The 20619-nt window shown below is 72.0% G+C and carries 10 protein-coding genes; 1 reads left to right on the plus strand and 9 read right to left on the minus strand.

Annotated elements, in window-relative coordinates; all coding sequences use genetic code 11:
- The 9 genes from HCN56_RS13300 to eccD form a co-directional block, all read right to left on the minus strand.
- Nucleotides 1-7398, minus strand: a 7398-nt coding sequence (locus HCN56_RS13300) for a WXG100-like domain-containing protein (RefSeq protein WP_446696832.1), incomplete at its 3' end; no start/stop codon positions are given.
- A 3-nt stretch (nucleotides 7399-7401) separates the two neighbouring features.
- On the minus strand, nucleotides 7402-7770 hold the full coding sequence (locus tag HCN56_RS13305; RefSeq protein WP_167970705.1) for a hypothetical protein: 369 nt from the start codon (nucleotides 7768-7770) through the stop codon (nucleotides 7402-7404).
- 7 nt (nucleotides 7771-7777) lie between these two features.
- Complete coding sequence (locus HCN56_RS13310; protein ID WP_167970707.1) at nucleotides 7778-8239, minus strand: YbaB/EbfC family nucleoid-associated protein; 462 nt, start codon at nucleotides 8237-8239, stop codon at nucleotides 7778-7780.
- A 47-nt stretch (nucleotides 8240-8286) separates the two neighbouring features.
- On the minus strand, nucleotides 8287-11772 hold the full coding sequence (locus tag HCN56_RS13315) for an AAWKG family protein (RefSeq protein WP_167970709.1): 3486 nt from the start codon (nucleotides 11770-11772) through the stop codon (nucleotides 8287-8289).
- Nucleotides 11773-11803: 31 nt separating this feature from the next.
- Nucleotides 11804-12277, minus strand: a complete 474-nt coding sequence (locus tag HCN56_RS13320) for a type VII secretion system-associated protein (RefSeq protein WP_167970711.1) — start codon at nucleotides 12275-12277, stop codon at nucleotides 11804-11806.
- Between the two features lie 44 nt (nucleotides 12278-12321).
- A complete protein-coding gene (locus HCN56_RS13325; RefSeq protein ID WP_167970713.1) occupies nucleotides 12322-12642 on the minus strand; it encodes a WXG100 family type VII secretion target in 321 nt (106 codons plus the stop codon).
- A gap of 69 nt (nucleotides 12643-12711) precedes the next feature.
- On the minus strand, nucleotides 12712-13038 hold the full coding sequence (locus HCN56_RS13330) for a WXG100 family type VII secretion target (RefSeq protein ID WP_167970715.1): 327 nt from the start codon (nucleotides 13036-13038) through the stop codon (nucleotides 12712-12714).
- 179 nt (nucleotides 13039-13217) lie between these two features.
- Entirely contained in the window at nucleotides 13218-14804 is a 1587-nt protein-coding gene (gene eccB / locus HCN56_RS13335; RefSeq protein ID WP_167970717.1) for a type VII secretion protein EccB, read from the minus strand.
- An 11-nt stretch (nucleotides 14805-14815) separates the two neighbouring features.
- Nucleotides 14816-16213, minus strand: coding sequence for a type VII secretion integral membrane protein EccD (eccD, locus tag HCN56_RS13340; protein WP_167970720.1), 1398 nt, complete (start codon nucleotides 16211-16213; stop codon nucleotides 14816-14818).
- 371 nt (nucleotides 16214-16584) lie between these two features.
- Between eccD and eccCa the strand changes: the two genes are divergently transcribed.
- A complete protein-coding gene (gene eccCa, locus HCN56_RS13345; protein ID WP_312871216.1) occupies nucleotides 16585-20583 on the plus strand; it encodes a type VII secretion protein EccCa in 3999 nt (1332 codons plus the stop codon).
- Nucleotides 20584-20619 lie beyond the last annotated feature (36 nt).

Genomic DNA, 20619 nt, shown 5'->3' on the forward strand with positions numbered 1-20619 from the left:
GTGGACCCATTGTTGGGTGTTGTGCATGGGGAGGCCGGTGTAGCGGTCGTGTCCGGCGTTTGTTCCGAGCCAGGTGTTGGTGAGTTGGGCGAAGAATTCGTGTTCGGTGGGTTGGCGGAGGACGTAGTTGGTTTCGGTCCAGGTGCCGTCGGGGTTTTGGGCGCGTGTGGGGCCGTTGGGGGAGTCGCCGAGGGTGAGGGCGGCTTGGAAGGCGGCGCGGATGATGGTGGGGGCGTGGGGGAGGAGGGTGTCGGGTGTGGTGGTGGGGGTGGTGTGGAGGTGGTGGTGGAGGGTGTGGGCTATTTCGTGGGTGAGGGTGCTGTAGCCGTCGGTGTGGGTGGGGAGGGTGCTGGTGGTGCCGAGGACGTTTTCTTCGCCGATGGCGAGGAGGCCGTTGTCGAGGGTGATGCCGCGTGTGGTGTCCCAGGGGTCGCCGCTGGGGGTGTGGGTGCCGGCGAGGTGGGCGAATTCGGGTGTGTCGGTGAGGCGTTGGTGGCGGGGGATGATGATGATGCGGGCGCGGCCGTCGAGGAGGAGTTGTGTGGTGAGGTCGGTGTTGCGGAGCATGTCGGCCAGGACGCGGCGGGTTTCGCGGGTGGCGGAGATGGGTTGTTCGACGCCGGTGGTGGTGGTGACCATGAGGGCGGCGGCGAGGTGGGCGAAGTCCTCGGGGGGGAGTTGTTGGGCTTTGGTGTGGACCCAGGTGGGGTCGGTGGCGTGGGTTTCGCGTTCGGTGGGGGTCCAGGAGTCGACGGCGAGGACGTCGGGGTGGGTGGACAGCGGGCGCATCGGGTCCGGGCCGGCCGCGATACCGGAAGCACTCACGCCGTGGTCCGCGACCTGACGGTCGCTGCGACCTGGAGCCGGCGACGGAGACGGGGATGACGTCCCATCCGGTGGCGTCACCGCAGGCCGCGACGTGCCGGGCGGGTACTGGATGTCGTCGCGGGTGATGGGGACGGGGCCGGGGACCATGACCTGGGGGCGGATGAAGTCCTTCATCAGGGTGTCGACGAGTTGGTCGCCGGTCATGTTCTTCAGGCGGTCCACCAGCGCCTGGTTCCCGCCCTGCCGCTCGATGCGCACGATCTCCAGCAGGGCGCGCGTCGCCAGGCCGGGGACGATGTGGGGGCCCGCGAGCACGTTGTTGCGGAGTTGGTCGGCACGGTCGGAGAATTGGTTGTTCGCCCGCGCCGGCTCCTTCCCGTCACGTGCCTCGCCGTCGATGTGCCGAGTCGTCCCCCCACGCATCGGATAGGACCAGTTACTGGCAGCGCTGTAGATCATCTGCGGCCAGTAGCGCCGGACCTGACGGTCGAACCGCAGCCCGAGGTCGCGGTTGGCCTCCCGCTCTGAGGCAAGCCCCTGGAGCGTGTCCCATTCCCCCGTCGCGCGCAGCTGCTCGCGGATCTCCCTGTTGATCGCGGCGAACTCGACGATCTTCCCGACGATCTCGGGAGAGAGGTAGCCGGAGTCGTCCGCGAACGCGTCGGACAAGTCGGTGCTGAGGTCATGGGCGATCCGGTCCAACCGCCCCCGACCGTCGTCGTAGGAGAGCAGTTTCTCGCGGATCTCCCGGTTGACCTCGGCGAGTTTGACGATCTTCGCCGTGGCCTCGGGCGACACATGATCGGCGTCCGTCGCGAAGTTGTCGGACAGATCGCTGCTCAGCTCGTACGCAGTCCGGTAGAGGGCCCCCAGGCCGTCGTTCCAGATATCGATGATCTCCTGCTGGGCCGCCCACATGCGGGCCTCGGGCGAGGCCGTCTCCGGCAGGGCGTCACGACGGTAGGACAGGAGGTTGCCGTCGGCATCGGCGCGCAGGGTCGGCCACTCGCGGTCGGCGAAGTCCGTGAGCATGATCCAGCCCTCGTCCGACAACGGCTGTTGAGACACGGCGATGCGGGCAGGTCCGGCGCCACCCTCCCCGAAGCGGCTGCCGCGGAACGGTGCGTCGGCGTCGGCGAGGAAGAAGAAGACGAAGGAGTCGTTGGCAAACTCGATCTCGTCGAACTCGGGGGTGTTGTTCTCGGCGGGATTCGAGCTCTCCGGCGCGTTGTGCACCAACTGGTACTTGGACTTGATCTCGTGCGACTGTCCCGGGGCGAGCATCGTCTCGACGCGATCGGCGGTGGTGTAGTGGTGCAGCACCCGGTTGCTGAGCGCCTGCTCGACCCGCGCGCGCAGGTCCTGGTGCCAGCCCTCCTGCGGGCCGATCTCCAGCCTCATGTCCCAGAGATTGTCGTGGGACATCCGGGCGATGAGGGCCCGTCCGCCCGGGTAGCCGCCGAACAGCGCGTCACGCCAGAGGTTCCCCCAGTCGGCCATCTGGTTGTAGGCGAGTTGGGCGGCTGGGGACTGCGCCCAGTCGGCGAGCGCAGGGACATGCGTCACGATGTGCTCCTGCGCGAGCGCCTCCTGAGCGAGCGCGTGGGTAGCAATCTCCGCGACCGACCCGGCCTTGCCGTATGTGTTCGCCTGGGCGGCCCACATCAGTGCGTAGGCGACCTCGGTCTGGCCGATCGGGTGATCGGCCTCGACGTTGATGATCTCCCTGGTGATCGCCGGCAGGTTGTACCCGTGGGGCTCGAAAGCCGGCCGCAGTCGCTCGAGCGTTTCGACCATCTGATCGAACTGCGGATGGTCGACGATGTCGGGGCCTGCGGCGTCGGCGAGGAGGTCCTTGAAGGTGTCGTTGTTGTGGGGGCCGGGGGCGGCCAGCGCTGTTGTGGAGGTGGTGGTGTTGGTGGTGGGTGGGTACTGGATGTTGTCGTGGGTGATGGGGACGGTGTCGGAAATCATGACCTGGGGGCGGATGAAGTCTTTCATCAGCGTGTCGACGAGTTGGTCGCCGGTCATGTTCTTCAGTTGGTCGACCAGGGTTTGGTGGCCGCCTTGTTGTTCGATGCGCAGGATTTCGAGGACGCCGCGGGCGGCGAGTCCGGGGATGATGTGGGGGCCGGCGAGGATGTTGTTGCGGAGTTGGTCGGCGCGGTCGGTGAACTGGTTGTTGGTGCGTGCCGGTTCTTTCCCGTCGCGTGCCTCGCCGTCGATGTGGCGGGTGGTGCCGCCCTCGGTCGAGTAGTCGATGAATCCTGTGATGTGGGGGTAGTAGCGGCGGACCTGGCGGTCGAAGCGCTGGCTGGTGGCGAGGTGCTGGTCGCGTGCGGTGTTGTGCTGTTGGAGGGTTTCCCAGTCGCCGGTGGCGGCCAGTCCGTCCTTGGTCTCCTGGTAGGTCTTGGCGAAGGCGACGATGTCCTTGATGTCACCGGGGGTGAAGTCGGGGTTGTTGCGGGCCGCGTTGTGGAGGTCGATTGCGGAGAGTTTCACTCCGTCGTTGAACTCTGCGTTCTTTCCGCGGTTCCAGCGGTTCTTGGTGTGGATGCCGGCGTCGTGGAGTTTTGCTTCGGGTGAGTGGGCCTTGGACTCGGTGTCGCGGCGGTAGGAGAGGAGGTTGCCGTCGGCGTCGGCGCGGAGGGTGGGCCATTCCCGGTCGTAGAAGTCGGTGACCATGAGCCAGCCGCTGTCGGTGAGTCGGCTCTGGGGGACGGTGATGCGGGCGGGGCCGCCGGAGCCCTGTGCGAAGCGGCTGTCGCGGAAGGGTGCGTTCGGGTCGGCGAGGAAGAAGAACACGAATCCGTCGTTGGCGAATTCGACCTTGTCGAGTTCGGGGGTGTTGTTCTCCGCCATGCCGGCGGTGTCGAGCATCAGTTTCAGCTTGGACTTCATGACGCCGTTGCCGGGGGCGAGCATGGTCGTGACGCGGTCGGCGGTGGTGTAGTGGTGCAGGACGCGGTTGGTCAGTGCCTGTTCGAGTCGGGTGCGGACGTCCTGGCGCCAGTCCTGGGCGGTGCCGATCTCGTTGTTCAGGTCCCGCAGGTTTTCCTGTGACATCTGCGCGATCAGGGCGCGGCCCTGGGGGTATCCGTGTCGGGCGCGGGCGAGCTGCCAGAGGTTGCCGTCGCGGGTCATGTGGGTGTAGGCGGCGTCGGCGGCGGGGGTGTCGGCCCAGGTGGCCAGCTCGGGGACGTGCTGCTCGATGTGCTGTTGTGCGAGAGCGGCTTCGTCGACCTCGGAGCGGGGGCTGTTGGGCTGGGTCTTCATGTCCAGCACGTAGGAGGCGATGTCGGCGACGGTGCCGGCCTCGTTGTGCATGTGGGCCTGGCCGGACCATTCCAGTGCCTCGATGATGTCGGCCATGCCGACCGGTGCGTCTGCCTTCATGCCGAGGATCTGTCGGGTGATGGCTTCGAGGTTGTACTGGTGGGGCTCGAACGCGGACTTCACATCGCCGAGGGTCTGGATCAGCTCGCTGTAGTAGGCGTAGCTGGTGATGTCCGGCCCCGCGGCGTCCGCCAGCAGGTCCTTGAAGGAGTCGTTGGTGTGGGGCCCGGGCGCCGCCAACGCCGTCGTCGAGATAGTGGCGGTGGCGACGCGGGTTGCTGGGCCCGTTGGCTCGACCACCGGTTCCGGTGTCCGGTTGCTTGTGGGAGCGGTGGAGGATTTCTGCGCCGGGGTGGTCAGCGTGTCGACGGTCCGCAGGTGCTCCGGGCGCACTGCCGGGGGCGGGGTCGCCGGGCCGCTCTGCGTGGCGGCCGGGCCGGTGGTGTCGAGCCCGGCGTGGCGCAGCACCTGGGTGAGGGCGGCGTGGTCGGCTCCCAGCCGGAGGCGGGCGCCGTCGGCCGGCGGGGTGCCGGGGGCCGGCAGGTAGGTGTGGAGGGTGGTGCTGTCGGACGCGGTGGGGACCGGGCTCGCGGTGAGCACCACGGCGTCGGTGGTGGCGTTCGGGGCGGGCACCAGCCGCAGATCGACGTGGAGCTGGTCGCCGGTTTCAGGCAGCAGCAGACCGTGGTTGACGTGCTGGTCGGTGAGGTCGCGCAGCCGCTGCTCGATCTCCGGCACCTGGCCGGGAGTGACGCCGTCGCCGGTGTGCACCGGTATCTCGACGGTGACGGTGCGCACCCAGCGGCCGTCGTCGGCCTGGACGCGCTGCACGGTGGTGCGGGCGATCGGCTCGGGGCGCTGCCCGGGCTGCTGCGTCGCGGCGGCGTCGCCCGGCGCGGGCACGACCACCACGGTCGGCGCGGGGGCGTCGGCGCGGTGCGGCTGCCACTGCTCGGGGCGGACGGGGTCGGCCACGGGGAGGGCGGTGCCGTCCGCCGCCACCGGGACGGGCGTCCGCGGGGATGGTGCCGCCGCCTCGTCCGGGCCGCGGTCCGCGCGGTCGTCGGCGGTCCGGTCGGGCGCGGGGTCCGACGGGCGGACGTCGGCGGGGTGGTTCGGGTTCTGCTGGTCGCCGCGCGGCTGCGTGCCGGGGGCGGGGGTCTGGTCCGGGGTGTCGAGCCGTACCGGCGGGGGCGGCAGCGTCGACGGGCCCGCGGACTCGGTGACCGGCCGACGGGCCGTCTCGCCGCCGGTCTCGGCGGGAGGGGGCGTGGCGACGGGAGCGCGCTCGGGCGTGTTCACCGGGCCGCTGTCCGCGACGGGCGGCGGCGTCGTGGTGGCCGGCGGCTCCGTGGTGACCGGCGGGATGTCGGCGACGGTCTCCGGGGGGACGGGCCCGGGCGCGGTGCGGTCGGTGGCCGGCGGCGTCGTGACGGCGGGCGGGGTGGTTCCGGGGGCGGTGACCACCGGCGGCGGCGTGACCGGGGTGGTGACCGGCGTCGTGACCACCGGCGGCGTCGTGACCGGCGTGGTCACCGGAGGGGCGACCACCGGTGTCACCGGCGGCGGCGTGAGAGTTGCGGGCGGGGTGACCAGCGGCGGCGGCGTGAGGGTCGCGGGTGGCAGGAGCGGGGGCGCGCCGACGGGCAGCGGCGCCGTGGGCGGGCTGACGGCACCGGGGCCGTTCACCAGTGGCGGGTTCGGCACGGTGGTGTCGGCGGGCGACGGAGTCGACACCGGGGGCGGCGTCGGCACGGTCAGCGGCGGTGCCAGGTTCACCGGGGGCGGCACGGAGCCCGGTATCGGCTCGGCGCCGGGCGCGCGGTTGACGGGCCCTTCCGGTGCCGGTGCGGTGTCCACGACCGGGGAGTTGACCCAGGGTGCCTGCGAGGCCGGCGGGACGGGCGGCAGCGCGGTGTACGGGGGCGGGGCGACGAACCCGGGGGGCGGCGACGGCGTCGGCACCGGAGGCGGCGGCACAGGGGTGGTCACCGGGGGCGGCGTCGGTATCGCGGTCTTCTTCTCCGCGACGGCCGGGTCCACGGGGGACGGCGAGGGGAACGTGGTGGCCGAGTAGGGCGGCGGCATGTCGCCGACCGAGGGGACCACCGGGGGCGGCGTGAGGGGCGGCGCCGGAACGGGGGGCGGGGTGGCCTTCGGACCGAGCCCGTCCGGGGCGGTCGGCGCCGGGTTGACGAGGCCGCCGCCCGGGACGCCGTTCGGTGTCGGCCCGCCGAGGCCGACCCGGGACGGGTCGTTCACGCCGCCGTTGACGTCCATGCCGTCCGGCCGGGGCTTGAAGAAGTGGTCGAACCCCTTCTGCCCGGCGAGGAAGATACCGGTCTCCATCGCGAGACCGCTGATCCCCGCCAGGCCGCCGCCGACCAGCGACATCGGGTTGAAGTCCCACACCCCGTCGTAGAGTCCGTTGATGAGCGTCTCCGACGTGGCGTCACCGAGGCCCTCGGAGACGAACGCCTTCGGCACCTCACCGGTGAAGTTGACCCAGCCGCTGCTGTCGGGGCCGGCGCGGAACGGGTTGGGCAGCGCTTTGTAGATCCCGGCGGTCAGCAGCCCGCCCGCGAAACCGAAGAGCGCCGCCTTGCCGACCGCGCCCCAGTCGATGCCGCCGGGCGCGCGGTCGCCCTTGTTGAGCCTGATCATCGCGATGCGGGTCGCGAAGGTGATGACCGCTTCCTGCAGCGCGCTGGTGATGGTCGGGAACAGCATGCCGTTGGCCGACAGCCGCTGCATGACGAGCAGCACGGTGAGCGTGCTGCGGGTCTTCGCGATGATCGCCTGCGTCATCGAGGTGCCGCCCGTGAAGAACGACAGCGCGGCCAGCAGCGCCAACTGGGCGAGCAGCATGATGATCTCGGCGATGATCTGCCACTTCGCCTCCATGATGTTGCGCGACTGCGTCACCTGGTTCTGCGCCAGGCCGCCGCGCAACTGGGCGGAGAAGTCCCCGAGCCGGTCGTTGCCGGTGGGGTCGGTGAGGACGCGGACAGCGTCCTTGAACTGCTGGGCGACGTGCGGCGGGAGCGCGCCGTCGACCTGGGTCATCATGCTCCGCAGCCGTCCCCGGACCCGGTCCACGTCGTCGGCCAGCCGCTCGAACGGCGAACGGTTCGCGTACGCCATGTCCGAGGAGCCGGTCAACGGCATGTGACCGATCAGCACGAACAGCATGCGCCGCACGTCCGGGGGAAACTCGATGCTGTCGGGGACCACGGGTCAGAACCTGCCGCCGCCGACCGGGCCGGTGCCGTCCGTGGACGACCCGAGGTCGTGGATGCCCTCCACGGCCTCGTTCTGGAAGTCCGTGAGGTCCTGCGCGTCACCGAAGATGATCTCGCCGATGTTGTCGACCGCGTCGCCGAACAGGCCGAGCAGCATCGTCGTCTCCTCGACGCCCTGCTCGTAGGGCGGGGTCACCTGCTGGGCGTAGGTGTCCATGGCACCGCCGCCCATCCAGCCGCCGGTGCGCCGCTCGTCGCGGAAGAAGTCGTCGGACGCCTTCTCGAAGTCGCGACGCGTCGACCTGAACTCCTCGGCGAAGACGGCCAGTCGCTGCGGGCTCGCCTCGAACTTGTCACTGTTCACGACCGGTTCACTCGCCCTCGTGCAGTTCGTCGCGTAGGCGGGAGCCGCGGCCGGCCTGCTGGTCCCGGCCGCGGGCGGCGGTCTCGCGCAGCGGCGCGAACATGCGGTCCCAGTCGGCGGCCGCGGCCTCGCGCGCCTCGTCGCCGACGGACAGGGACAGCGAGTCCGCCATCTCCGTCAACGGGCGCAGCGTCTCCATGACCACCTGCGCCATCGCTGCCTGCGCGGCGTCGACCGCCTCCATGGTGGCGGCGGAGAGCCGCTCACCGCTCATGGCCCGGTGCCGGTTGTCCAGGAAGCGGATGCTCTCCACACGGCCCTGGGCGGAGACGGTCGCCTCGACGCTGCCGTCGCGCGAACGGGCGGTCTCCGACATGGCGCTGAGGTCGCCCTCCGCGCGCGCTGCCGCCTCCTCCGTCTGCCGCAACTGCTCCATGGCCGCAGCCACACGTGACTCGATCGATTCCATACCGCCGGCCTCCCTGACCCTCTCCGCTGCCTCGACGACCGCGGCCGTCAGCGTCCGATCGACGACGGCGCGCCGCCCTCGTCACTGCCCCACACGTCGTCCTCCTCCTCCATCCAGGAGGCCCGCTCCCGGCCGCCGCTCTCCGTCTGCTGGCCGCCGCCCGGCGCACCGCCGCCGCCCATCGGCGGCGGCATCATCGGCATGCCACCGCTGGTCGGCATGCCGCGCGCGGCGTGGATCGTCTCGGCGTCCATCCCGGGGCGGCGCACCTGACGCTGCGACACCTGGTCATCGTGCACCATGCGGGAGCGCTCCATCTCGCCGGGCCCGCCCCCGCCGCCCATCCGGCCGCCCGGCGGCATCATCGGCATCCCGCCACCGGGCGGCATGCCGCGCCCGAGCGCCTGGCCCTCCTGGGACGGCATGCCCGGGGACAGCTCCGACCCCCAGCCGGGGGAGACCGGGCTGAACACCGACCGGCCCCCGGGGCCGGTGGCGCTCGCGATGTCCCGGATGGACTCGCCGGGGGAGAGGAACTCCGTGCGGGTGCTGCCGTCGGGGTAGACCGTCGTGACCTCGCCGGTCGCGGGGTCCACCGTCCGCACGGTCCCGTCGGGGAGCCGGGTGGTCATCTCCCCGTCGATCGTCCGCGAGGTGCCGTCCGGGTACTCCACCGCGAGTGTGCCGTCGGGGTTGAGCGTCGTCACCGTGGGCGTCGAACTGCCGAACCCGCCGCCCCCCATGCCGCGGACCTGGTCCTGGTAGCGGCGCTGCGCCTCGGCGAGCGCCTCGTCCGCCTGTCGCTGCGCCTCGGCGCCGCGGTAGTCGCCCTGGGCGCGCAGCTGCTCCTGGCGCTCCTGGGACAGCTGCTGCTGCCGCTCGGCGCGCTCCCGGGCCTCCTCCTCGCGGACCTGCTGCTGCCGCTGGAGCTCTTCCTGGCGTTCCTGCGCCTCCTGCTGCTGCTGGTCGGCGCGCTGCTGGGCCTCCTCGTTGCGGGCCTCCTGCTCGCGCCGCATCTCCTCCTGGCGCTGCTGCGCCTGCTGCTGCTGCTCGTCGGCGCGCTGCTGGGCCTCCTCCTGACGCGCCTCCTGCTCGCGCCGCATCTCCTCCTGGCGCTGCTGCGCCACCTGCTGCTGCTCGTCCGCGCGCTGCTGGGCCTCCTCCTGACGCGCCTCCTGCTGCCGCTGGAGTTCCTCCTGGCGTTCCTGCGCCTCGCGCTGCTGCTGGTCGGCGCGCTGCTGGGCCTCCTCGTTGCGGGCCTCCTGCTCGCGCCGCATCTCCTCCTGGCGCTGCTCGGCCTCGCGCTGCGCCTCGTTCTGCCGCTCCTGGTAGTCGCTCTCGGTCTGGACGCGCTGCTGGTCGGCGCCCTGCCGCACCTCGTCCGCCCGGGCCTGCTGCTCGCGCTGCAGCTGCTCCTGGCGCTCCATGGCGTCCTGCTGCTGCTGGTCGGCCCGGTTCTGCTGCTCGCGGAACCGCTCCTCGGCCTCCCGCTGCTGCTGGTCGGCACGCTCCTGCTGCGCTGCGTCGTAGTCGCGCCGCTCACGGTCGTCCGAGCCCTGCCCGAGGGTGGCGCCGGGGGTCCGCATGCCCGCCATGAAGGCCGGGCCGCCGCCGTTCATCAGGTCGTTGGCCCGGTTCACGGCGTCCGCGTCGAGGGCCATGGCGCGGGAGTCCCCGCCGCCGAGGTACTGCTCGGCGCGGGCCTCGGCCTCGGCCTTCTCCTGGTCGTACCGCTCCTGCGCGTCGGCGCGGTCCTGCTCGGCCTGCGCCTGGGCCTCCGCGCGCTGCGCCTCGGCCTCCTCGCGGTCGGCCTGGGCCTGGGCCTGCGCCTCCTCCCGCTGGGTCTCGGCGTCGGCGCGGTCGCGTTCGTACCGCTCCTCCGCCAGTGCGCGGTCCGCGTCGGCCTGCTCCCGGGCCTCCTGCTCCTTGGCCTCGGCCTCGGCCTTCTCCCGCTCGTACCTCTCCTCGGCCTCCGCCCGCTGGGCCTCGGCCTCCGCGCGGTCGCGTTCGTACCGGGCCTCGTTCTCGGCCTTCTCGCGCTCGGCCTTCTCCTCGGCCTCGGCCTTCTCCCGCTCGTACTTCTCCTCGGCCTCGCGCTTGTCGCGCTCGGCCTTCTCCTCGGCCTCGGCCTTCTCGCGCTCGGCCTTCTCCTCGGCCTCGGCCTTCTCCTTCTCCAGCCGCTCCCGCTCCTGCTCCGCCTCGTGGCGGTCGCGGGCGTTGACGTCCTTGGCGTACTCCGCCTCCAGGCTGACGTTGACCGTCCGCACGGTGGGGCTGATGTCGATCTTGGCGAACGCGTCGGCGACCTTGCCCTCGGCCTCGCGCGCGGCGGCGACGAGGGTGTCCTCGATCGTCTTCTCCCACTTGGCGCGGGCGCGTTCGCCGATGCCCTTCCAGGTCGACATCTCGGTCAGCGGGCCGTCCTTCACGGACTCCGTGAACCCGGCTTCCTCGACCTTGTGGGAGCCGCCCCCGCCGCCGTACCGACCCGAGGTGGTCGACTGGTGGAACCGCACCTTGAAGATGTTGTTGTCGAACATGTGCTCGGCGGTGTCGATCAGCTCGTCGTAGACGTACCGCAGCGGGTTGCCGTCCGTCGCGTTCCAGCTGCTCCAGGTGTTCCGGACGTCCCGGACGGCGTCCTCGATGTCCTTCCGCGCCTGCCGGAGTTCGTCGCCGTACTCCGAACCGCCGCCGGAGGCCGACTTGAACTGGGAGGCGTAGGAGTCGTAGATCCGGCCCAGGCCGGCGACGAGGTCGTGGAAGACCCCCGCCGCCTGCCCCTTCCAGGCCATCGACTCCTTGCCGAGGCTGCTTGCCCAGGCGTCGAAGTCCTTGCTGCGCATGGCGAAGAACGTCGCGAGCCGGTCGAAGGAGTCGGCGACGTCGTCCAGGCTCCGCAGCTTGACGGAGTCGGCGTAGGTGACGGTGTCCGAGCCGTTGTGGCCCATCCGGAAGCTGTCGCCGTCGAGGACCTTGTCCAGCGCGGCCCCGGAACCGCTGACGTACTGGGCGACGGGACGGTTGTCCCAGGTCGTCGCCTCCTGGTCACCGATCTTGAGGTCGGAGCTGAACTCGCTGCCGTTCTCGTAGCCCCTCTCGCTCGGCGCGTCGTCCGTCCCGCGGCGGCCGAGCAGCGTGATCCGCGCCCGCTTCATCGTCACGGTGTCCCCGGGGGACGAACCGCCGGAGTAGAAGGGGATGACGACGTCGGTGTTCTCGACACGGAACCAGGGGTTGCTGCTCTTCGCGTAGAGCTCGCTGAGGTCGTCCACCGAGCGGGAGGTGGTCCACATGTCCGAGGAGCCGCTCGAGATCTCCACCCGCATCATGGGGATCTCGCTGTTCCCCTTGAGGTCGTCGAAGACCTCGCTGAGGTTCGGCATCCGGTAGCCGGTCATGGTGGTGACGAACCGCCGGAAGGCGTCGTCCTGGTCCATCATCCCGTGGCTGTTGGTGCCCCCGGAGTCCGACGAGCCGTTCTCCTCGGAGGAGTCGTCGCTCGACGAGTTGCTGTCGTCCTGATCTGGCACGTGGGGGCTCCGCGGGAATGGGTGTCAGCGGTCAGTCGTTCGTACCGGACACGGTGTAGTCGCCGGTCAGCTCGGTCTCGACGTCGGAGAAGACGTCCAGGAGGGCCTGGCCGTCGATGTCCTCCAGGCTCTTCCCCTGCTCGGTGAGGAGTTCCTCGATGGTCGACTCCAGATTGCTGATGATCTGCGTGAACAGGGTCAGCTGGTGGTCCAGGATGTCGTCCACGGCGCCGGCCACCGTCTTGATGCTGTTGTTCACCTCGGTGCCGGGCCCGTTGCCGGACACCATCAGCCCCAGGGCCAGCGGACGTTGACGGTCGGCCATGTCGGTGTCCTCCGGCCGGTCGCGCCCCGCGAGAACCGACATCGGCTCGGCGCCGTTGCCGGAGAGGATCTCCTTGATCTTCTTCTTGACGGTGTCGACCTCGTTCTCCAGAAAGCTCTGGAGACCGTCCTTGTTCATCTTGAGGGTTCCGGCGTCCTCGCCGGAGTCGTCGGTGCTCACGACGAGATCTCCTCCTCTGCCCTGTCGGCCGGGTTACGGGCGGCTCAGCGACCGATCTTGACCTCGGACCAGGTCTGGCCCAGGCCGGCCTCACGGCGGCGGTAGCCCTGGCCGAGGTTCTGGAGGAGGGCGGCGTCCTGGGTCAGGAGGCGGTCCATCTCCGTCATCGCGTTGTTCCACGCGGCCTGCTTGATGGCGTACTGCTCGCTGGCGTCACCGACCCAGCTGTTGCGCAGCGGCTGGAGCTCCTGGTCCATCTGGTCCAGCATCTGGCGGATGGCGCGGGTCTGCGCGTGCAGGTCCTCCACGACGTTGTCGACGCCGCGGTAGTCCATGTAGATGTTGCCGTCGTCGAACTGGCTCATGAGTGCGTCCTCTTCGGGGAGTTCGGGCGGGCGGGCGGGTCAGGCGGCGGTGCGGTCGCGCTTGCGGCGTCAGCCGGAGAGCGCGTCGAACACGGCGTCGCCCTGCCGCTGCTGCTGCTGGATCTCGTCACGCGACTGGGCCTGCTGCGCCCCGTACTCGACGAGGGTGTGCTCCAGCGTCTGCTCCATCGAGCGCAGGTTGCCGAGGACGATCTCGGCGTTGCCGATCCACTTGGCGATGAGGTCGCCGGCGGCCTTGCCGTCGCTGCCCTGGTACGAGCTGAGCAGGTTGTGCTGGATGTTCCGCACCGACGCGAGGCACTGGTCGATGCTGCTCGCCGTCGAGTTCAGCGTCTGGATACCGCTGCGTGTGGCTGACTGCTCTGAGGCAGACATCTCCTGGGACATGGACAGGACCTCCGGTCGGCGGCGCGGCCTGAGCGCTCCTCGGCCGCGTCCGGTCTGGGTGAGGGGGCGCCCACGCCGGCCTGACGGTCCGATGCCCGGACGGTCGGGAGGGTGCCGGCGATCAGGCTAAGGGCACCGCGGCCGCCTCCCGGCGCGCGATGTTGTCGTCAGCTTGTCTCCTTGTTGCCGGGCTCGCCGGCGCCCCCTCGGCCCGGTGTCGTGCCCGAGGCGTTCACCGTGCCCCCGGAGTCGCTGCCGCCCTGGTCAGCGCCGGTCTCCTCCGACTGCTCGCGGTGCACGGAACCGTCGTCCGCCTCGCAGAACGGCTCGGTCAACGTGACGCGTCCCTCACGGGCGTCCAGCTCCGACAGGTCGGGCCCCGAGGGGACCATCGCCAGGAGCGGGGCCGGGAGTTCACCCGGCGTGGCGCTGCCGTAGCCGAGCGCCGCGGCCGCCCCGTCGCCGTCCACCCGGTGCTTCACCCCGGCCTCCGTCACCAGGTACAGCGAGGGGCCGATCCGCCCGCCGCCGGCGCCGACCGCCCGCACCAGCGTCCCGCCGCCCGGCGGCACCACCAGTGCGTCCACCGGCGAGCACGCCGGCGCCGCCAGGTCCGAGGAGAGCTGCGCGGGGGTGCCCAGCAACGCGTTCGGCACCACCGAGACGGAGATGCGGGTGCCGTCGCCCTCGGGGGTGACGCTGGCGCACAGCGACTCGTCCTCCAGGAGCGGCACCGCGGTCGGCGGTGCCTCCGGCAGGCGGGCGCCGTTCGCCGTGCCGTCCTCCGACGCCAGGTCGCGCACCGCCTGCGAGGCGAGCGGCAGCGCCTGCGGTGTCCCACCGCCGTAGGCGGACTCCCGGACCTCCGGGTCGCCGAGGATCAGCGCCACCTCGGTCGAGGTCACCGGCACCAGGGCGTCGGCGTGCAGCTGGTAGTAGCGCGAGGCCCCTCCGGTCACCGCCTGCTCGAAGACCTGGCCCACGGTGCCGACACCGGCCGGCCCGGCGTCGCCCAGGTCCGCCACCGGCGGCGGCGTCAGATCCGGCCCCGCCGGCAGGGAGTTGAGGAACGAGGCGGAGACGGGCACCGCCGCGTGCGCGGTCCAGCCCAGCGACTCGCGCGCCCCGGTCTCGCTGTCCAGCCGCAGCCGGTTGCCCTGCCAGACCAGGTACTCCTCGCCGTCCGGGCCCGAGACCAGACCGCCCTCGTCCGCGCCGATGCCGTCGCCCTCGGCCTCACCGCCGACGACCACCGTGGTGAACGTCGCCTCCTCGTCCTCGGCCGCCGCGTCGGACGCGGCGCAGACCAGCCAGCGGGTCTGCGTCGCGTCCTCGACCTGCGGCAGCTGGTCCGGAGCGCCGGGTATCCCCACCGGGGTGCCGCGCGGGGTGTCCCGCAGCGACTTCGTCCCGACGGTCGTGGTGCCGATGTCGGCACCCGAGAGCAGCCGCGCCGACGCGTAGTTGCGCACCGGCCGCAGCTCGTCGCCCAGGTACAGGTAGCGGGCGCCGGTGTCCTTGTCGACGACGAGGTCGCCGGAGGTCTGCCAGGAGGTCTTCTTGCCGGGGCTGAACATGCCCAGCACGAACGCGCCCGCGGTGAGGATGATCGCGATCACCACTCCCCAGAGGATGCCGCGGTTGGTCCGCGCCTGCGGGCTCTCCGGCGCGTCCGGGTCGGAGCGCAGCATCGCCGACGTCAACCGGCCCATGAGGAACATGTGGGCCTGGACCTGGTCACGTTTGGTCTGCATCGCCGTCCCCCTCAGCCGTTGATGGAGCGCAGCGCGCCGTAGACACCGAGGACCCAGAGCGTCAGCGGCAGCATGCTGACCGCCGCCGCGGACTGCAGCAGCTCACCGGCGCGCCCCCAGTACGGCACCAGCCGCCGGCCGGGCACCGTCCACGAGGCGATCGCCAGCGCCGCGGCCACCGCCAGCAGCCCCGCCGTCAGCAGCAGCCGGCCCGACGGAGAGGTGGTCGTCGCCAGGCCGTACGCCAGCAGTCCGGTGCCGACCAGCCCCGGCGCCACCACCGACATCCGCTGCACCGTGTTGCCCAACGCCCGGGCGTGCAGCAGCAGGAGCAGCGAGAGCGCGACCATCATCAGCACCTGCGCCAGCGTCGGCCGCAGCGCCAGGCCGAACAGGCAGGCCCCGCACAGCACCGCGATCGCCCCGTACAGCCCGGTCATCCAGCCGTCCGCCAGCACCGTCCGCTTCTCGATCTTCGACGGGGAGTGCGGGGTGATCCCCTCCTGGAGCTGCTTGGCGTTGGTCGGCAGCGGCGGCATCTTCAGCCCCGACAACCGGAACGACAGCGACGGGACCAGCGCCCCGTAGATCACCGAGACCAGCGCCAGCACCGCCGCCACCTCGCCCACCGCGAGATCGGTGGTCATCATCAGCGCACCGCCGATCGCGGCGCCGGTCGCCACCACCGCCATCCCCAGGAACAGCGAGGCGAAGGCGGCGACGGCCGCCACCGCCAGCATCGCGGCCCCCAGCGCCGCCGCGCCGAACGCCAACGCCCGAGCCCCCAGGATCTCCGCGTGGTGCTCCCCGCCCAACTCCCCACCCGGCAGCAGCCATCCGGCCAGCCCGATGTACGCCACCGCGGCCACACCGAGCGCGGCGCCCGCGCCCGCGTCGCCCACGGCGCGGCTGGCGGCCGCCGCGCCGCCGAGCAGCGCCAGCCCGGCGACACCGGCCGCGAGGGCGTTGACACCGCCGGCCGGCGGGTGCAGCAGCACACCGAGGCCGCCCGCCAGCGTGATCAGCAGCATCCCGACGAGCAGCCGGCGCGCGGCGCCGGCGGTCCAGCCGAACGGCTGGTTCTCCATGGTGTCCGCGACGCCGTCCACGAGGTCGTCGAGCACCACCTCCGGCAGGGCGTCCGAACGGGGCCGCAGGTGCAGGGTCTCCCCGTCGAGCACACCCAGCGACTCCAGCGAACGCTCCTCCGGCAGCGGCGGGCCGCCCAGCCGCTGGAGCACCCAACCACCGTGCTCCAGACCGTTCTCGGCGACCGTCTCCCCGGCGTGCTCGACCACGGTGTGGAGCAGGTCGGCGACCGGCACGTCCGCCGGAACGGCGAGATCGATGATGCGCTCGGGGGTCCGTACGGTGACGCGGCACAGGCTCGGCGCTACGGAATCAGTCATCAGCACACTCAGGCTTCTCGGCGGGAACGGCAGGGTTCCGCTCATCGGTGAACCGGGCAGCTCGGGGCGGCGGTCGGCCCGCGCGGCGGTGCGCGGACCGGGGCGCCGCACGGGACACGACGGCACGGGTGGCCGAAGCTCCACGGCGATAGGGGGACTTACGTTCCCACTCGTCTCCCTGGATCGTAGACTCATGCCGTCCGGCACGGGATCGCGCTCCCCCGTGGCGGGCACCGCGCGGCGCTGTCGGCCGTCGAGGCGTGTCCGCACGCCCACAGCCGCCCCCGCGCCCGTAGCGACGTCCCCGTCCCGTGCCCCGCCCGGGACCGTCCACCCCGCAGCGGGCGGACCACGCACCGAGGAGAGCGCCTGTGACCACCGTCCTCTTCCGCCGTCCGGCGCGCCGACGCGGCCCGGACATGCCCGAGGGGGAGCTGACGCTCCAGGAGCCGCCGACGCTCCCCGAGGTCTCCAACGACAGTTCCCAGGTGTGGAACTACTTGCCGATGGCCCTCATGTCGGTCTCGATGATGCTGGTCTTCATCCGCCCCCCGGGCGGCCAGCGCGGCGACAACTTCGTCTACCTGATGCTCGGCATGATGGTCGTGTCGGTGTCGGTGATGCTGCTGGGCAACGTGTTCCGCAAGAACGCCGAACGCAAGCAGAAGCTCAAGGGCGAACGCCGCGACTACCTGCGGTACCTGCGGAAGACCCGCCGGAAGGTCCGCAAGGCCGTCGCCGAGCAGCAGCGCGCGCTCGCCTGGCGCCACCCCGACCCCTCGGGCCTCGCCTCGCTGGCGGGCACCACCCGCATGTGGGAACGGCGCCCGGAGGACGACGACTTCGCCGAGATCCGCGTCGCCGTCGGCGACCAGAAGCTCGGGCTGCGCCTCGCCCCGGAGTCGGCCAAGCCGGTGGAGGACCTGGAACCGCTGAGCGCCCACGCGCTCCGCGGGCTCATCAAGGCCTACTCCACCGTTCCCGCCCAGCCGATCGCCGTCTACCTCCGCGCCTGGTCCAAGGTGCTGTTCCGCGGCGACACCGACCGCGCCCGCGAGCTGACCCGCGCGCTGCTCGCCCAACTGGTCACCGTGCACTCCCCGGACGACCTCTGGGTCGCGGTCTGCACCTCCGAGGAGCGCGCCGCGGACTGGGACTGGGTGAAGTGGTTGCCGCACGCCCAGCACCGCAGCCGCACCGACGGCGCCGGCCCCGCACGCATGGTCTGCTCGACCGTCAACGACCTCGACGACCTGCTCGGGCCGGAGTTCGCCGAACGCACCACCTTCGCCAGCGACGCGGTGCCCAGCCGCGAGGAGCCGTACGTCGTCCTCGTCCTCGACGGCGCGATCGTCCCCGAGGGGCACCGCGCCCAGGGCCCCGGCTTCCGCAACACCGTCGTGGTGGACGTCGACTCCGCGCTGAACTGGCGCCCCGGCCGCTCCACGCTCCGGCTGGACCTGGCCGAGCCGCAGCTGCGGCTGGTGCGCACCGACCGCGACCGCAAGGAGCAGTTCACCGACCTCGGCACCCCCGACGCGATGTCCGCCGCGGCCGCGGCCGGCCTCGCCCGCCGACTGGCGCCGCACCGGCTGTCGATGGCGAGCGACACCGGCGGGGACGTCCTGGAGGGCGACACCGAACTCACCACGCTGGTCGGGATAACCGACCTCTACCGGCACGAGCCGCACCAGCTCTGGCAGGCACGCACCGCCGCACAGCGGCTGCGGGTGCCCATCGCGGTCGACACCGCGGGCCGGCCGGTGGAGCTCGACATCAAGGAGTCCGCCCAGGGCGGCACCGGCCCCCACGGCATGCTGATCGGCGCCACCGGCTCCGGCAAGAGCGAACTGCTGCGCACCCTGGTGCTGGGGCTCGCGCTGACCAACTCCTCCGAGACTCTGAACTTCGTCCTCGTCGACTTCAAGGGCGGCGCGACCTTCCTCGGACTGGACACGCTGCCCCACACCTCGGCGGTCATCACCAACCTCGCGGACGAGACCGAGCTGGTCGCCCGCATGTACGACGCACTCCACGGCGAACTGATCCGCCGCCAGGAACTGCTGCGCGCCGCGGGCAACTACACCTCCGCGCTCGACTACGAGAAGGCCCGCGCCGCCGGCGAACCGCTCGCCCCGCTGCCGAGCCTCTTCGTCGTCGTCGACGAGTTCAGCGAACTGCTGTCCGCGCACCGGGAGTTCCTGGAGCTGTTCGTCATGATCGGCCGCCTGGGACGCAGCCTCGGCGTGCACCTGCTGCTGGCCTCCCAGCGGCTGGACGAGGGCCGCATGCACCAGCTGGAGGGCCACCTCTCCTACCGCATCGGCCTGCGGACCTTCTCCGCCATGGAGAGCCGCGGCGTCCTCGGTGTCCCCGACGCCTACGAGCTGCCCGCGCAGCCGGGCGCCGGCTTCCTCAAGAGCGGCGTGGAGTCCCTGACGCGCTTCCGCGCGGCCTACGTCTCCGGCCCCTACGCCCGCCGCAGCGGCTCCGCCCACCGCGCCCGGGTCGCCGCCCAGGTGGTGCCGTGGACGGCGCAGTGGACCGCTCCGCGCCACCACCCCGAACCCGACATGCTGCAGAAGAAGACGGAGGACACCGAGCCGGCGCTGCCGCTGCTCGACGTGGCCGTCGGCCGGATGCTCGACGCCGGCCCGCCCGCCCACCAGGTGTGGCTGCCGCCGCTGCGCGACCCCGACACCCTCGACATGCTGATGGGCACCCCGCAGCCCGTCCCCGGCCGCGGCCTGCGCGCCCCGGGCGGCGGCAACCTGCGGGTCCCGGTCGGCGTCGTGGACCGGCCCTTCGACCAGCGGCGCGACGAACTGGTCGTGGACCTCTCCGGCGCCGGCGGACACCTCGCCATCGCGGGCGGCCCGCAGAGCGGCAAGTCCACCCTGGTCCGCACCCTGCTGTGCGCCCTCGCGCTCACCCACACCCCGCGCGAAGTGCAGTTCTTCTGCCTGGACTTCGGCGGCGGCAGCCTCGCGGGCCTCCGCGACCTGCCGCACACCGCCGGAGTCGCCGCCCGCATGGACAGCGAACGCGTCGGCCGCGTGGTGTCGGAGGTGACGGCGCTCCTCGCCCACCGCGAGCAGTTCTTCCTCACCCACGGCATCGACTCCATGGCGTCGTTCCGCCGCCGCCGTGCCGCCGGGGAGTTCCCCGAGGAGGCCCACGGCGACGCGTTCCTCGTCGTCGACGGCTGGTCCACCCTCCGGCAGGACTTCGACAGCTACGTCCCCACCCTCGGCGCCATCGCCGCCCGCGGCCTCAACTACGGCATCCACCTGGTCACCACCACCGCGCGCTGGGTGGAGCTCTCCGCGGCGGTCCGCGACCAGTCCGGCACCCACCTCGAACTGCGGATGGGCGATCCGATGGACTCCAACGTCGACGTCCGCAAGGCCGCCGGCGTGCCCCGCGTCGCCGGCCGCGGCCTGACCCGCGAGACGAAACTGCACTACCTCACCGCGCTGCCGCGCATCGACGGCCGCACCAGCGGCGACGACCTCAGCGAGGGCGTCGCCGACCTGGTGGCCCGCGTGCGCGAGCACCACACCGGGCCGCCCGCCCCGCCGGTGCGGATGCTGCCCACCATGCTGGACGCCGCCGACCTCCCCGCCCCCGACGACGGGCTGCGCGTGCCCCTCGGCATCGAGGAGGAGAAGATGGGCACGCTCTGGCACGACTTCGCGACCACCCCGCACCTGGTGGTCGTCGGCGACACCGAGAGCGGCAAGACCAACCTGCTGCGGCTCATCGCCCGCGGCATCACCAGCCGGTTCACCCCGGCCGAGGCCCGCATCATGGTGGTCGACTACCGCCGCACCCTGGTGGAGGCCGTCCCCGAGGAGTACCGCCTCGGCCACGCGGTGTCGATGGACGGGCTCAAGGACCTCGTCGAGGGAGCGGGCCGCGCCGTGCAGAAGCGCGTCCCCGGCCCGGAGATCTCACCGTCCCAGATGCGCCGGTGCGACTGGTGGAAGGGGCCGCGGCTGTTCGTCCTGGTCGACGACTACGACATGGTCGCCACCGGCAGCGCCCTGCACCAGCCGTTCGTCCCGCTGCTGGACCACCTCACCCTCGGCTACGAGGTGGGCCTGCACATCGTCGCCACCCGCGCCGCGGCCGGCGCCGGCCGCGGGCTGAACGACCCGCTGCTGCGGCGGATGCTGGAGGCCAACAGCCCCACCATCCTGCTGTCCTGCCCGCCCACCGAGGGCTACGTCCTCGGCAACGTCAAGGGCCGCAACCTGATCCCGGGCCGCGGCATGAACATCACCCGGCGCAAGCAGACCCCGGTCCACACCGCGCTGCTGTCCGAGCCCGGCCCCGACGGGACACCGCCGCCCGGAGCACGCCCGTGAGCCGCCCCGGCGCGGCCCTTCCGGCCCGCGCCGGGC

The sequence above is a fragment of the Streptomyces lonarensis genome, from assembly GCF_012033735.1.
Taxonomy (GTDB): domain Bacteria; phylum Actinomycetota; class Actinomycetes; order Streptomycetales; family Streptomycetaceae; genus Streptomyces; species Streptomyces lonarensis.